This window comes from Aestuariicoccus sp. MJ-SS9 (genome assembly GCF_032586235.1).
In the GTDB taxonomy this organism is placed as follows: domain Bacteria; phylum Pseudomonadota; class Alphaproteobacteria; order Rhodobacterales; family Rhodobacteraceae; genus Aestuariicoccus.
In genome coordinates this window covers 14,287-28,540 of record NZ_JAWHTD010000045.1, presented here as the reverse complement: position 1 = coordinate 28,540, position 14,254 = coordinate 14,287, and the positions used below count along the sequence as shown (strand labels likewise).

Annotated in this window: 15 protein-coding genes; 14 read left to right on the top strand and 1 reads right to left on the bottom strand. The window is 55.3% G+C overall.

Annotated features, from left to right (window positions below; translation table 11 throughout):
- Positions 1–406: hypothetical protein (locus RXV88_RS19900; RefSeq protein ID WP_316295248.1), on the top strand; the 406-nt coding region annotated here is incomplete at its 5' end.
- Positions 407–653: 247 nt separating this feature from the next.
- On the opposite strand, the gene RXV88_RS19895 is transcribed toward RXV88_RS19900, so the two are convergent.
- Positions 654–1,100, bottom strand: coding sequence for a hypothetical protein (locus tag RXV88_RS19895; RefSeq protein WP_316295247.1), 447 nt, complete (start codon positions 1,098–1,100; stop codon positions 654–656).
- A gap of 93 nt (positions 1,101–1,193) precedes the next feature.
- Here RXV88_RS19895 and RXV88_RS19890 point away from each other — a divergent pair, with 93 nt between their 5' ends.
- The 13 genes from RXV88_RS19890 to RXV88_RS19830 all read left to right on the top strand — a co-directional run bounded on the left by RXV88_RS19890 (position 1,194) and on the right by RXV88_RS19830 (position 14,207).
- Positions 1,194–1,343: a hypothetical protein gene (locus RXV88_RS19890; protein ID WP_316295246.1), complete on the top strand. Its 150-nt coding sequence runs from the start codon at positions 1,194–1,196 to the stop codon at positions 1,341–1,343.
- 95 nt (positions 1,344–1,438) lie between these two features.
- Positions 1,439–1,738 carry a lasso peptide biosynthesis PqqD family chaperone gene (locus RXV88_RS19885; protein WP_316295245.1) on the top strand — a complete coding sequence of 100 codons (300 nt, stop codon included), beginning with the start codon at positions 1,439–1,441 and terminating at the stop codon, positions 1,736–1,738.
- Between the two features lie 88 nt (positions 1,739–1,826).
- Positions 1,827–2,291 (top strand): lasso peptide biosynthesis B2 protein, encoded by a 465-nt coding sequence (locus RXV88_RS19880; protein ID WP_316295244.1) that lies wholly within the window; start codon positions 1,827–1,829, stop codon positions 2,289–2,291.
- A gap of 149 nt (positions 2,292–2,440) precedes the next feature.
- Entirely contained in the window at positions 2,441–3,439 is a 999-nt protein-coding gene (locus RXV88_RS19875) for a sugar-transfer associated ATP-grasp domain-containing protein (RefSeq protein ID WP_316295243.1), read from the top strand.
- 5 nt (positions 3,440–3,444) lie between these two features.
- Positions 3,445–5,358 (top strand): asparagine synthetase B family protein, encoded by a 1,914-nt coding sequence (locus RXV88_RS19870; RefSeq protein ID WP_316295242.1) that lies wholly within the window; start codon positions 3,445–3,447, stop codon positions 5,356–5,358.
- A 157-nt stretch (positions 5,359–5,515) separates the two neighbouring features.
- The gene (locus RXV88_RS19865; protein WP_316295241.1) at positions 5,516–5,881 is read left to right on the top strand and encodes a MarR family EPS-associated transcriptional regulator; all 366 of its coding nucleotides are present in this window, start codon (positions 5,516–5,518) and stop codon (positions 5,879–5,881) included.
- Between the two features lie 160 nt (positions 5,882–6,041).
- Positions 6,042–6,818 (top strand): FkbM family methyltransferase, encoded by a 777-nt coding sequence (locus RXV88_RS19860; RefSeq protein ID WP_316295240.1) that lies wholly within the window; start codon positions 6,042–6,044, stop codon positions 6,816–6,818.
- A 295-nt stretch (positions 6,819–7,113) separates the two neighbouring features.
- The gene (locus RXV88_RS19855; protein ID WP_316295239.1) at positions 7,114–8,253 is read left to right on the top strand and encodes a glycosyltransferase family 4 protein; all 1,140 of its coding nucleotides are present in this window, start codon (positions 7,114–7,116) and stop codon (positions 8,251–8,253) included.
- Positions 8,254–8,317: 64 nt separating this feature from the next.
- On the top strand, positions 8,318–9,334 hold the full coding sequence (locus RXV88_RS19850; RefSeq protein ID WP_316295238.1) for a glycosyltransferase: 1,017 nt from the start codon (positions 8,318–8,320) through the stop codon (positions 9,332–9,334).
- Positions 9,327–10,247: a hypothetical protein gene (locus RXV88_RS19845; protein ID WP_316295237.1), complete on the top strand. Its 921-nt coding sequence runs from the start codon at positions 9,327–9,329 to the stop codon at positions 10,245–10,247. The genes RXV88_RS19850 and RXV88_RS19845 overlap by 8 nt, the downstream gene beginning before the upstream one ends.
- A gap of 70 nt (positions 10,248–10,317) precedes the next feature.
- On the top strand, positions 10,318–11,580 hold the full coding sequence (locus tag RXV88_RS19840; RefSeq protein ID WP_316295236.1) for a polysaccharide biosynthesis C-terminal domain-containing protein: 1,263 nt from the start codon (positions 10,318–10,320) through the stop codon (positions 11,578–11,580).
- Positions 11,573–12,601, top strand: coding sequence for a sulfotransferase (locus tag RXV88_RS19835; RefSeq protein WP_316295235.1), 1,029 nt, complete (start codon positions 11,573–11,575; stop codon positions 12,599–12,601). Before RXV88_RS19840 ends, RXV88_RS19835 begins: the two co-directional genes overlap by 8 nt.
- 124 nt (positions 12,602–12,725) lie before the next feature.
- Positions 12,726–14,207 (top strand): hypothetical protein, encoded by a 1,482-nt coding sequence (locus RXV88_RS19830; protein ID WP_316295234.1) that lies wholly within the window; start codon positions 12,726–12,728, stop codon positions 14,205–14,207.
- The last annotated feature ends 47 nt before the right edge of the window (positions 14,208–14,254 follow it).

The following is a 14,254-nucleotide window of genomic DNA, read 5'->3' as shown; positions in this document are numbered from 1 at the left end:
CTCGGCCGGAGATGTCGATGGCGACGGTCTTGACGACGTGATCATCGGGGCGCATTTTGGCGACCCGGACGGCGTTCGAGAAGCCGGCGAGAGTTACCTTGTGTTCGGCTCTGCGCTTGCCGCTGAGCAGGGCGATGATGGCACCCTCGATCTCGCCACGCTAGCCGCCAGCGAGGGTGTCCTGATCAAGGGCGTCGATCCGGTCGACTTAAGCGGATTCTCTGTGTCCTCGGCCGGAGATGTCGATGGCGACGGTCTTGACGACGTGATCATCGGGGCGCTTTTAGGCGATCCGGACGGCGTTCAAGATGCCGGTGAAAGCTATGTGGTCAGCGGAGCTATGCTGCTGGCAGAGCAGGCTGACGACGGGATCATCGATCTGGCTGAGCATTTCTTGTTCGTCTGACCGGTCAAATAATCTTGTCCTGGTCGAGCTCCCCCCCGGTTCGGTCGTCTTGAGCATGCCTGTTAAAAAGACTACTCCTGCCCAAATCGGCCCTTAAACTCGTTATAACCAGAATCCACATTTAGGGTTATTAGGGTTAAGGCCGGGATTGATTTGAGCTTCGCAACTCTGCAGAGATTCTTGACGGCGGCCGCGAGGCGGAGACAAAAATCCCTACCCGGCCGACTTGCCCCAAAACTGGGTCCGATCACTCGGACGCAAGAACGGCCCGGCCCAAGGGTGTTTTCAAAACCATCCGGTCCGCCCGGACCCGACCATCAGCCAAAGTTCTGTAAGTCACTTCGAACTTCGCGAACATGGTGTCAAACAGTCCCTCCGGCGCCACGCCCTTGAGTCGGGAAAACTTTCCCGTACAGCTCACACGACCCGAGCGATCCTCGGTGGCATCACTGAGTGTCAGACGCATCAGCCGCTTTCCATCATAGGTCGTCGCGTCCAGTTTACAGGCATCCTCTGGTGCGATCGCACGGAGGAGCAGGTGCATGCCTGTCATCAGATCAACACTGCCGACGGCCTGGCGCGGATCGAGGCGATCCGGCTGTGGCGGCTTCTCGACAGCGATATCCGGCGTTTTCCCCTCCAAGGCACTCTTCAGATTGACCGACTGGGCCCAACCATAGAAAATCCGCTCCAACGTGTCAGAGTGCCCCTTTTTCTCCACGGGTCGGCTTGCCCACGGCGCCTCCCCAAACTATTTTTTACCCCGTAGTCGATCCGAGGAATTGTCATGAGCCGCGAGCCAGAGACTTCATTGCAAACCACCCTTGCCAAAAAGGCGTGGAAAACGCCGGTGCTGCACGTCAGCAAGACAAATCCTGCGATCAACAAGGCACAGAACTCGGAGCATGGTGGAAACAACCACCAGACCGCGTCCTGATCCCGTCACTCATTGGCAAGATGCTGAATTTGGCGGATGTATCGGTCCAATAATGCTTTCCTGGAGACCTGGTTCTCCAGGGCGGAACAATTGCGATGACGGTAACCCTTGACGACATTATCGTGAAGAAGTCTGGGCAGATGGAAGCCAATATCGGCTCCGAAACGTTGATGATGAGCGTGGACTTGGGTCGTTACTACTCGGTGAGCGAGGTCGGGCAGGCCATTTGGCAGGAGATCGATCGACCCATCCGGGTCTCGTCGATCGTTGATGTATTGATGCGCTCCTATGACGTGGAGCGGACCGCGTGCGAAGAAGAGACGCTTCGCTTCCTCAATGATCTCATGGATCAGCATCTTATAGATCGGGTTGATGATACCGGGGCAAAGGTTTGACCGGCAGAGCTGGTCGGTTGACATGCCGCTGGGATAAAGGCCGCCGGTTGCCGAAAAAATCCCAGCATCCTGATGAACGCGAAAAACGATGTCTATGCTGTCGTCGGTGAGGTCGTTCTTGCGCGCGCCTGCATACCGCAAGGCGCAGCTGATCGAGGCCGGGCTCTGCCTTGCCCTGGCCCGCTTACTGACACTTCTACCGATGCGGACCTATACCCGTCTCTGCGGAGACGCGCGTCTCAAAAGCGATTTCCCTCGTGAATTGTCTCCCAAGCAATCTCAGGCCGCGCGGCAGGTTGGGTCCGCTGTGCAGAGAGCGGCCACGGTCGTTCCCTTCAAGGCGCTCTGCATGGAGCAAACCCTTGCTGCCAGAGTGATGTTGCGTCTGCGCGGGGTGCCAGGAACCGTTTATATCGGCGTGCATCGAGACCCTGGTCAAAGGACCGAAGACCCGAAAGGGTTCAATGCGCATGCCTGGCTTCAAACAGGCGAGATCATCGTCGTCGGTGGTCCGGATGTATCGGACTACGTTCCATTGGCCGTGTTCAGATGAGATGGGTGCAATTCAGCCAATCGGGTTTCCCGTTTCATCCCAGCCGTGTCTTGCGCGGAAACCCCACCATGCACCGCCTCCGCGTTTTGGGACGCAGAAGTCTTTTTTTAAATCACGCGCCATGGAAGCGGCTGGCTGCAAAAGTGGCCATGTCCTCGCTCTGGCCGCTGGGGGCTGCCATGACCGCCGCGCATCTTGGGGCCGAGCGCCAGGCTTCTCCAGCACGTATTCTCGATGCATGGTGGCTGGCAATGCGCTGCAATGTGCCACCAAAGGAATATTTTGTGAATCGGCTCTGGCGCGCGGAGCGGCGTCGTCGACTGGATGATTACCTCTACTTTACAGAAGATCGCCTTGCGTTAACCGTTCTGAACAAGGCAGCTGGATGGCAACCTGGACCATGCCCTGTCTCAGACAAGCGGTTGTTCTCCGACTTTTGCAAAACACTCGATCTGCCCACACCGCAGATCATCCATGTCTGGAGGCAAGGGGTTCCCGAAAGAAACAGTGACCTTGCCTATCGGGACCTTTGGCTGAAACCGTCGCGGGGCTGGGGAGGAACCGGCGCTGAGCGTTGGGTGTGGAAGAACGGGCAATTTTGGCGAGATGGGCTGGCTCTGCCCCCCAGGGGCATGGCTCGTCACATTGCCAGACACTCTCGTCAACACGGTGAGACATTGGTCCAGGAGGTCCTTTATTCCTGCCCAGACCATGCGCCCCTGATCGGCCCTTCTCCTCTATGCGCACGGATTTTAACCGGGCGGCGGCGCAATGGCCTGGTCGACATCGTCGATGCCATGGCTGTCTGGCCGAACGAGGGCTCGGTGATCACGCAAGGCGGTCGGATTGCCATGATCGATACGATTTCAGGACGCATTGGGACACCCCACGAGGCATCTGAAACCTGCCCGAGCCAAGGGCTCGAAGGGACCGAGCTGCCAGATTGGAACCGGGTGCTGGACCATGTTCGAAAGGGGCATGGTGCCCTTCCTCACTACGTCTTCCTGGGATGGGATGTCGCGTTTTCCGAGCAGGGGCCCGTTCTACTGGAGGCAAACTCGGGATGGGGCTGTTTCCATTTTCAAGTCCTGCCTGACCATCCGATCGCGGATACTCCTTTCGCTTCGATCGCAGAGGAATACATCTAAGTGCCATGAACCTTGTTTTCGGAATCTTGCGCTTTGACGGGACGCCGGTGAGCGACAGTGTCCTGACCAGCATGGCCGAAGGTTTTGTCAGTGCGCCTGACCTCGAGCGGAGGGTAGAGGTGCATCTCGAGGGTCCAATCGGTATGGGGCGCCTGACCATCGGAGGACGCAGTGTCGATCACCCTTTGACGCGTGAGGGGGCGCTCATCTGCGCCGCGGATGCGCGCCTCTACCAGGCCCCCGGCATCAAAAGCCCAAAGGACTTATCCGCTCCTGACCGAGAGGCGCTCTTATGCGCGCTTCACGCACAGTATGGCGATGATGCTCCGGCTCACATAGACGGTGACTTTGCCTACGTGATCTGGGACGAAAACCTGCAACGCCTGTCCTTCATTCGCGACCGCGTTGGCGTCCGTCCCTTATTCTATTTCCATGAGCCGGGTCAGTTTCTTCTCTGGTCGTCCCATTCTGACATGATTGTCCGCAGCGGGTTGATTACTGAGGAATTCAACCTCGACGCAGCGCTTGCACAGTTCACTTACGACATGTCCGATGTTGAGAGCACACTTGTCAAAGGCATGAAGCGCTTGCCGCCTGCCCACAAGATGCATGTGACCTCATCGGGAGAGGTCAAGAAGCAGCGTTACTGGGAGCTGAAATGTGAAAACCCCATTCGAAATTCCGCATCCCTCGAAGGCTGCGCGTCGAAGCTGAGACAGCTCTTGACCGATGCCGTGAGCCGCCGCCTCCCGCAAAATGAGACCATCGGGGCGCACCTGAGCGGCGGTTTGGACTCGTCGTCCGTTTCCATCCTCGCAGCACGCGCCCTCCAACGTGAAGGCCGGCCGCTTCATACATATTCCTTCGTCTCGCGCGCGCGTCCCGATGTGCACTTCATCGACGAGCGGCCCTATACAGACGCGGCCGTGCAAAGCGAACCAAATATCTACAACACAAAGATATCTCCACCTGAGGATTTTGCCGACAGCATCGCGGAGATACGAGACCGGATGGCGGTTTTCTGGGGCGCCGAGGAAAAGGTTTTGGGCGCGGCCGAAAGAGATAAGATCGATGTCATTCTCTCTGGTTGGGGCGGCGATGAGATCGCGTCGTTTAACGGCAAAGGTGCCTATGCTGAGCACTTTGTGCGGGGAAGATGGCGTTTGCTCTGGGAAGAGGTCAACGCGCGGTCGGCGCGGCTTGGAGCCTCGAAGAGACAAGTCCTGGCCAACGAGGTCGCTGCCGATATCCTGCCACATGGTCTCTGGAAGGTTCTGCGCAGGGCCGCGGGCAAAAAAGAGGTTCCCACCCCGGTCGATGAGACACTGAATGCGATGGTGCAACCGGAGTTTCGGCAAGCGCTCAAGGACGGACCACGCCTGGGGGCAAATACCAGGAAAAACCGTTTGCTCCGTTTCACTCAGGGCCACATCGCTTATCGTCTCGAGAACTGGGCGATGCAGGGCGCCTACAGAGGGATACAGTACACGTTTCCAATGCTCGACCGACAGCTGCTGGAGTACGCCATTCGATTGCCTGCTTCGTTTACAAAGAGAAACGGGTTGGGGCGGGCAGTGTTTCGAGAGGCCATGCAGGGTGTTGTTCCGGAAAGTGTCAGGACCCTCCCTCGAAAACTCGCGCCCTTCCCGTGTAATCTCCTCCGCCTGGCGGAGCAGAAAAATGATTACCTCGAGGAGTTGCAGGTTATGAGGGAGGACCCAAGGCTATCAGCGGTCCTGGACTGCGAGGCCGTAGAAACGCTCCTGCAGCAAGCTCCCGATGTCGATCAAGTCAAAGCGGCTTTAAACGAAGAGGCTGCGGGTGGCCCAAGCCCTTCTCTTGAGCCAACCCTCGCGGTGGAGCCACTCATGTTTCTGCGGATTCTCCAGGCGCGCCTTGGTGGCCGAACGCAACCATAGATAAGCGCCGAAAAATTTTGGCAAAAACCTTGGCAAGACCCCTTGCATCCCCCTTCCAGATGGACCACCGTTCACTTATGAACGCATCTCTCCAGGAGAGCTTCAACCGCAGGGCCGCCACAGCGAGCTCCGGTGCGGTAGCCGTGGGACGGGACGTGTGAGCAAGCCGGTTGACGAGGACGTGCGCTTCCGCCTGATGAGGCTGCTGGAGCAAAATCCTGACTGGTCGCAGAGAGATATCGCTGACGCGCTCGGCGTCAGTCTCGGCGCCACCAATTACATCCTGAAGGCCCTCGTCGAAAAGGGACAGGTCAAGGTCAACAACTTCCGCGCTTCCGACAACAAGTTGCGATACGCGTATATCCTCACCCCCAGCGGCATCGAAGCCAAGGCGCGCATGACCGCGGGGTTCCTCCGGCGCAAATACGCAGAATACGAGGCGCTGAAGTCGGAGATCCATGCCCTGGAAGAGGAGATCGGGCTTGGGGTGGATGCGGGGCCCGGGTCGGTGGCGAAGCGGTAGGATGCGAGTTTGCGTTATCGGGCGTTTGGCGAATTTTCCGCCTAAAAAAGGTTGGGGTCTTGGGCGGAGATCCCAGGCTCATTTTTGACCCATTGGTTTAATTCATCATGCAGTTGAGCCACAATGCGTATCTGCCGGATCAGAGCTGTCAGCCATGGGGTTGAGCCAGACGCTGAAATTCATCCTCGGTCATCCCATGAACAAGGGACGCCCGATTTCGACGCTGGTGCGTTTTGCTAGGTGGCAGGTGCAGAGCCGTCTCCAAGACGAGGTGATTTTCGACTGGATCAACGGCGCGAAACTCGCGGTCAGGCGGGGCATGACCGGAGCCACCGGCAACATCTACTGCGGGCTTCATGAATATGTGGACATGCGGTTCGTCCTCGATACGCTGACGCCGGGGGACTTCTTCGTCGATATCGGCGCGAATGTCGGCAGCTACACGGTACTGGCCTCGAAAGTCTGCGGAGTGCGCACGATCGCCGTCGAGCCAGACCCCGACACAGCGAAGGCGCTTCGTAGAAATATCGAGGTCAACGGCATTGAGGACAGGGTGCGCGTCGTCGAGGCAGCGCTCGGTGCCACTGCCGGCACGGTGTCGTTCACCGTGGGGCGTGATACCGTCAATCGTGTTGCACTAGCAGGAGATGAGAATGTCAGGGAAGTTCCCGTCCGGACTTTGGATGGTATCCTCGACGGAGAGGTTCCAAGGGTGATAAAGATCGACGTTGAGGGTTTCGAGGCCGAGGTTTTCAGGGGCGCTTCGGCAACCCTAGCCGATCCAAGGCTCGAGGCGGTTATCACCGAAGCGCTCGACCAGGATGTACTCGACATACTCGAGCGGGCTGGTTTCAAAGAAAAATACTATGATCCCGACCTGAAGGCTGCGTGTGGCTCTCAAAGACACAGTTCGAGCAATTCGCTGATGGTTCGTTGAAAAGCATCACGTCTCCTTTGTTAAAAAACCTCTTTACCATGCAAAGCCAACTTCTGAGCTACGCCGGTCGCGGTTTTGTCGCGAGCTCTCCCAAACTGGAAGTGCTGAATTTCCATTCAATTGTAGTGCTGAAGTTCGTCGCGCGTAACAAATCATTCAACAGGATCCGATTTAGCTCGCTTGCCGAGAAGTTGGCAGCTTGAACACATCTAGGCAAGCCAGTGGGGCTCATGGCTCTCGATCCCGTTACCGTGTCGCGTTCGTGAATACGCACCCGATCCAGTACTTCGCCCCAATGTATCGCTATCTTCAAGAGGAAGGTGGCTTCGACGTGACTGGGATCTATTTTTCCGATTTCTCGCTGCGGGGGGCTTTTGATCCGGGTTTTGGGCGCGAAGTGAAATGGGACATTGATCTTCTCGATGGTTACGAGGCGAAATTCATGGGGAAAGCCGCGCGACAGCGTGAGTTGTCCGGTTTTTTCTCGATGGTTGCGCCAGAAGTGTGGCCTGCCATACATCGAGGAGATTTCGACGCGGTTGTGGTAAACGGCCATTATGTCGCCGGTTTTCACATCGCTCTCGCGGCGGCGCGGGCAAGTGGTACGCCAGTGTTCGCGCGCGGTGATACGAACGGCTTTCGAAGACGTGTTGGATGGCGAGCTGCTGTCCGACGTAAGATTCTTTCGCGCTTTTACCGCATGTTCGATGGCGTTCTTTCGATTGGTACAGCGAACGATCTGCACTACAGGGCGATGGGTGTGCCGAACGAACGGATATTTCGAATGCCGTTTGTGGTCGACAACGATCGTTTTTCAGTCGCCGCCAATACCACGCCGAAATTACAGCACAATCTGAGATCAGAGTTCGATCTGGATCCTGATCTACCGGTCATCTGCTTCGCTGGCAAACTTTCACCTCATAAGCGGCCACACGATCTTCTCGAAGCCTATGCACGGCTGATCAGCAGTGGGATCCAAGCTCAGCTGGCGATTGTTGGTAGTGGTGAACTTGAAGGTATGTTGCAAGAAGAGGCAACCAACATAGAAGGTGCGCACGTTCATTTCCTTGGCTTTGTCAACCAATCGCAGCTGCCAAACCTCTTTGCCGCGTCCGATCTGTTCGTGTTGCCAAGTTCGTTTGAGGCTTGGGGGCTGGTGGTCAACGAGGCCATGTGCGCCGGGTTGCCGATTATCTGTTCCAGAGAATGCGGTTGTAGCCATGACCTTGTGAAAGACGGGCTAAACGGGCATGTCTTCAATGCTGGCGATGTAGACGCTCTTTTCAAAGCCCTTTCAAATGTGCTGGGAAAGGATGATCTTCGATCTTCCTACAGCTCTGAAAGCAAGGCGATCATTGCGAACTGGAGTTTTCGAGAATGTGCAGACGGATTGCGTGAGGCGATCACCGCGACAATCCGAACCACCGAAGGCTAGACGCGTGACCCGCAAAGTACTCGGACCTCTTCCTTTCGCGCTGCAGCCTGAGCGGAGACCAGTCATGGTATTCGCGGGGAATTTCTGGAAAGGTAGTACGGAACACGGGCTTTCCGCAGGCTTTCAAAGGGAAGGCTGGATTGTTCGCGAGATTGAACAGAAGGATTTCCTTGCAACCGGGTCAACGCTGCCAGAGAAGGCGCTGGCTCGGTTAACAGCGCGAATACGGGCGGAACGATACGAGGAGGCGGTGCTGAGCACCCTGCATCACCTCCAGCCAAACGTACTGTTCACGGTGAAGGGTGCAAATCTGTCACGCCGCCTCTTCGAGGCAGCATATAAGATGGGCATCCAGACCATATGTTTCTGGCCCGATTACCATTTTGATTATAAGGGGGTCGACATTGAGGGGCTGCTTGCATCAAGCCTTTTTATCACCAGTAAGTCGTTTCAAATGCCATGGCTCGCCGAACGCAGGCCGGCCGGCTGCACTGCGTTCATCGCCCATGGTTACGATCCGGATGCGCATGCGCCTATACTGCGCACCGTTACAGAGACCGACTACACCGCTGATATCCGGTATGTCGGCAACCATTCTCCGGCTAAGCAGCGCTGGATCGAGGGGCTGTACGAGGCGCTCCCCAACGCGAAACTGCAGGTAGTTGGAAACCGCTGGTCGCAGGCGCTGTCGCACCCGATGGCATCGCGTCTAGTTGAGGCTCGGGCATACATCGCGGCTGACTATGCGCTGGCCGTTCAGACCGCGCATATCAATGTGGCGATTCATTGGGGCAAGGCATCAAACGGTTGGGAGGATCTCACCTCGACCCGGACCTTCGAGATTCCGGCGTGTGGCGGGTTCATGCTCCATATCGACAATGATGAGGTGCGAGAATATTTTGACGTTGGGACGGAGATCGATGTGTTCTCAGACATCGAGGAATTGGCAGACAAGTGCCGCTTCTACCTCGCACACGACGAGACACGCCGACGCATGGCACAAAAGGCCCATGAGCGGGCTGTTCCCGCGTACTCGTATCATGCGCGGGCACGGGAAATTGTTGAGCTCATAAATGCCTGAGCAAAAATTGATTTTCCTTATAGGGTTGCCTCACTCGGGATCAACAATTTTCTGGCGTGCTTTCAGAAAAAACCCTGATTTTCTGTGTTTTGACGAGCCGCTTACGGCAAGCCTTGGTGTCCACTTCCCAGCGGACAACGAGAAAAGGACATTCGGTGAATATGTCAGGATATTTGGAAATCGTCCGCGTGATTTCTGGAAAATATACCGACCGATATTGCCTATCGAGGAAGCGAGCAAGCATTGCGACGGAGCCAAGATCTCATATCTGAAGGCACTGTGTGAGTATTCGCGTGTAACAGTTATCGACGAAACACATCTCTGCATGATGGTGCCAGAGATCGCAAGAATTCATGATAATATCTATGCTATCCACCTTGTTCGCCGGGCTAGTGCTTTCGTAACGTCGCATCTGTTGCCTAGCTCAAAGAACAAGCTTGCCGTGCCTCGTGCAGTTATTCAGAAGGGCCGCGAGCGTTACAATCGATCGGTTTTCTTCGATCGTCGGGACTTCTTGACTGGTATGGCGAGGAATGAAGTGATCGGTTCGCATCCGAATTCAAAATTCGGCCTCATGCTTTATGACGCAGGTTATGACAATGAACGAATAATGCACTCATGTACGGTCATCCGGCTTCTGGCCTATTGGCATTACTGCTATCATGCTACACAGGGCGATGGCGTCCGAACATTTGGTAATCGCTTCAGAATGATCCAATACGAAAATTATGCGGCCGCACCAGAAGACACCATGGCGGAGCTCTATGATTGGATCGGGGAAGCCAAGCCCGACAAGGTGAATTACAACGACGTTCACCCGCCTCGACCGCCATTTCTCGCGCAGGACAAACGCTGGCGAGAGTATGCCAAGATCGCCGGATTCACCGAAACGGAAATCGATAAACTTCTGTGACACTCACAGACCTTCGTTGGGCGCATTGAAACAGCGCCTCTTCGGCTCGACCGGACGAGAGGGAGGCAGCTTGGTATTCGCCCAAGCTGTTACCGTTTTCGCCGGTATTGGAGTGGGTACATTATTGGCGCGCAGTCTCGGGGTCGAGGGGTACGGTCAATATGTCTTTGCACTCACCATCGTTCAGGTAATGATGGTCCCGCTCGACTTCGGTCTACCGACGCTGGTTATGCGCGAGGTCGCGATCCTCCGGACACGAACCGATTGGGCCCTGCTGAAGGGCTTGCTGCGATGGAGCAGCACGATCATAGCAGTCGCTGTGGCGATGTTGGTCATCGGCGTCCTGACAGTGAACAGCCTCACGGGCCGGGAAGACTTGCTGTATTTGGCCGCGGCCGTGCTGGCGGGTGTCTGGGTGTATCTACGGTTGGCCTCGGCCGTGCTTCGCGGAATGAAGCAGGTGGTCCAGGCAGCAATGCCCGATCAGGTGATCCGGCCGCTGACAATGCTCTCAGCACTGGTGCTCATATCACTGGTCGGAGCACTCACGCCGGCGCGCGCAATGGCACTGCACGCGCTGGCCGCGGCCGTCGGGCTGTGCTGGGCCGTCTGGATGCTGCGGCGCCATAGTCGGCCCATCCTGCCCGGACAGTCCGGAAAAGCACGCTATGCGCCCCAGCTCTGGTTGCGCAGCACCCTCTTTCTCGGCCTGAATATGGGCGGGGGCATACTCAAGCAGCGCAGCGACATGCTGATGCTTGGGATACTCGCTGACACCGCTCAAGTGGGTTTGTACGGCTTCGCAGTGTTGATCGCCGGTGTCGCCAACATGCCGCAAACTTTGATCAAACAGATGATTGACCCGAGGTTCGCCACGGCACACGCAAACAACTCCTCGCCCGAGATCGAGCGACTTGCACGCCTGTCGGCGCGCTTCGTCGTCGCGGGGTCACTATGCGTGATGCTCACGTTATTTTTCTTTGGCGGTCCGATAGTCGATGCGGTCATCGGCGTCGAGTTTTCGGACGTCATACCGCTCGCATTGATCGTTGCCGCCGGCCCGGCATTAGGCGCCGCCTTCGGCCCGGTTGCTTCGATCCTAAACATGACGGGCAAAGAGAAGGTCACCGCCAAGCAATCCTGGATATCTGCAGCAGTGAACATCAGCTTTAACGCACTTCTCATTCCATGGATTGGCGCATATGGTGCCGCACTTGCAACGGCTTGCACCAGTTTTTCTCAGCGATTTCTGCTTTGGCGAGCTGTTCGCGCGCATCATGGGATAAACCCTGCCATCTTCGCGCGATTATTCCCACGGAAATATAATGCCTAAGTATAAGAACAAAAACCTCTCTACCGACCAAATCGCGTTTGGAGGCCCTGTGTGCACTATCCCTGATTTCTTTATCATTGGAGCCCCCAAATGTGGGACTACAACCCTCTACGAGTGGCTGAGCAGTCATCCGGAGTGCTTCATGCCAACCAAGGAGCCGGGTTTTTTTTCTCAAGATATTCGATCTACGCGCGGGTCTCCGACCCATATCCCTGATCTTACGTCATATTGTGGAATATTTGTTGACTGTCCGGCCAACACCAAAGCCATCGGTGAGGCAACTCCCCGATACCTGTATTCCGATATGGCACTTGATGCCATCAAAAGACTGCGACCGGATGCGCGTGTGATTGTATGTCTCAGGGATCCAGTGGACTTGGCAATATCGTTTCACAACCAAAAGATCATTGAAGGGCAAGAGTCCGAAATAGACTTCGTTTCAGCCTGGAAACGTTCCTGCGACAGGACTCATGGAGACATCTCCACACTTGCCCCCAGTATAGATGGAAATTTAAACTATGGTTTCTGGGCTAGTTATGGGCGGAGGCTCGAACTTCTCTTTGAAAGATTTCCATTGTCTCAGATCAAAATAATTACTTTAGAAAGCCTAAAGAACCGTCCGAACGAAATATGGACGGAGCTTCAAGATTTTCTCTCCTTGAGTCAACATGCATTAGACAAAAAAGAAGCTTATAATTTAAAGAAAAAGGTCCGATGGAAGCATCTGCATATTTTTACTCGATCATTAAGAAAGGCCATTCTTCCATTATTGCATCCGATCATAAAAATGCGGGGTGGGCGCGGGTTCGGTGTCTTGAGAATGATTGATAACCTCAATCTTGAGCCTGGAAATTACACGTCTGAAGTGCCATGGGAGTTCCGAAAAGGTATGTATAAGGCTCTGGCAGATGATATACATCGGGCGGAAACCCTCCTCGAGCCGGTACGGCTAGTAACAGACCCCGAGATACGTGCGTCAGTGCTTGACCGGTCGAGCGTCATGTCAAACGAGGTGAATTAATGACCCGGCTGGCGGTCCTGGTGCGGCCGGCCAACATGGGCCGCTGATGAACCGTGGATTTGGGAGCGTTATGAAGTCTGTTGGCATGACTGCGTCGCAGCCGGAGGCTGCCCGCGCGGGTAGGATGGCGGCCATTTATGCGCGAATGCTCACCGCGCTGCTGCCGCTTATCCCGCTTTATCTCGCAGCGATAGTGTCTCAAGATGTAGCGTTCACACACTTTGTCAATCGGACTGGGCCGGTTTGGTTTGTGATGATTTTATCATTCGGGGCCTTTTATTTGCTACGCCATGATGTACGCCTGATTTGGACGCCAATTTTATGGCTGCCTATACAGTCAGCTGTATTTTTCGGATTTGGCCCCCTTGTGGCTGTCTTTGGCAATGACATCACCCAGCAGAAGCTCGCAAACTCTTTTCTCTCTGTTTCCCCAGACGAATTGATTTGGGCTAGTCAGCTGAGCACCGTCGGCGTGTTTTGCCTCCTGTTTGGAGTTTTCCTGCATTTGACACTTTCGCATCGAAGTTGGGAATCGGCGTTCTCAGAGGTGCGGGTGACACGGTCGCCTATGTCCCCGCGGCAGGTCGCGATCGTGTTTGTAATCTTCGGCGGTGTCTTGAAATATTGGATGGCCCTTCCTTCGCAATGGGGCATGACGAGCATGATCGTACCAGGGTTTCTAACCACTGTCGTGAAGCTACTCGACGTCGGGTTCGCGATCATGGCCTTTCTCGCTGCGCGCGGCGATTCGCAGATGCGGCGTCTGCTGCTCTTGTTGCTTCCTATACATGTCATTCTTTCAGGTCTGACCTTTTCAAAGAACCAGTTGATCACCGCTCTTCTCTTTCCGGTAATCGGCGATATCATGGGGCGTCGAAGTTTACGACGCTTTACCCTCCTCGTTGTGGTAATTGCGCTTGTGTACGGCTCGTCACAGGATTTCGTACATTACGGACGTGGAAAGATAATGGAAGAAACGGGAACAATCTCGCAAGCTGGGTATTTTGAAAGGTTCTCTATATCGGCGAGTTATATGCTTGGTGAACAGTCTCCAGTGGCGTATTCGAGCGACGAGGAAATGAGTGAGATGCAAGGTTGGTGGACGCGATTGAATTACGCGGGCGTTCAGGTTGCCGCACGCAACCTTCATCTCGCGGGCGTTCCCAACGACTCGTTACAAAATGTATGGCTTTATTTCATTCCGCGATTTGTCTGGCCGGAAAAGCCCATCGTCGTACCTCCTGGCTGGTTTTTCTACACAGAACTGACTGGTCGAGAGGGAACATTTCTTGGACTTTCAATTTATGGTGACTTGTTTTGGCTTGGCGGATGGGCAGCCACAATGGTTGGAACATTTCTGATTGGCTGGGTGTTGGCAATGATGAGCCTGAGATCCATGCGGTTCATACGTGACCAAAACTTCTTGATGTTTCCACTCGTGCTTCTGCCGCTAAGCGTTGCAATGTTTGGTCCCACCAGTTTTGTTTCTAATGGAATTATATCGGCAATTCCCATGTACTTAGCTTACACACTGCTCATGCGCTTGGTTGCCAAGCTCGTTGCTGGATTGCCGAGGCGACGCTCGCCTCATATTTCCCGGTCGTGACCTTTAGGGTATTGGTGCCCAGTATCATACGGTGGCAGGAAGGCATT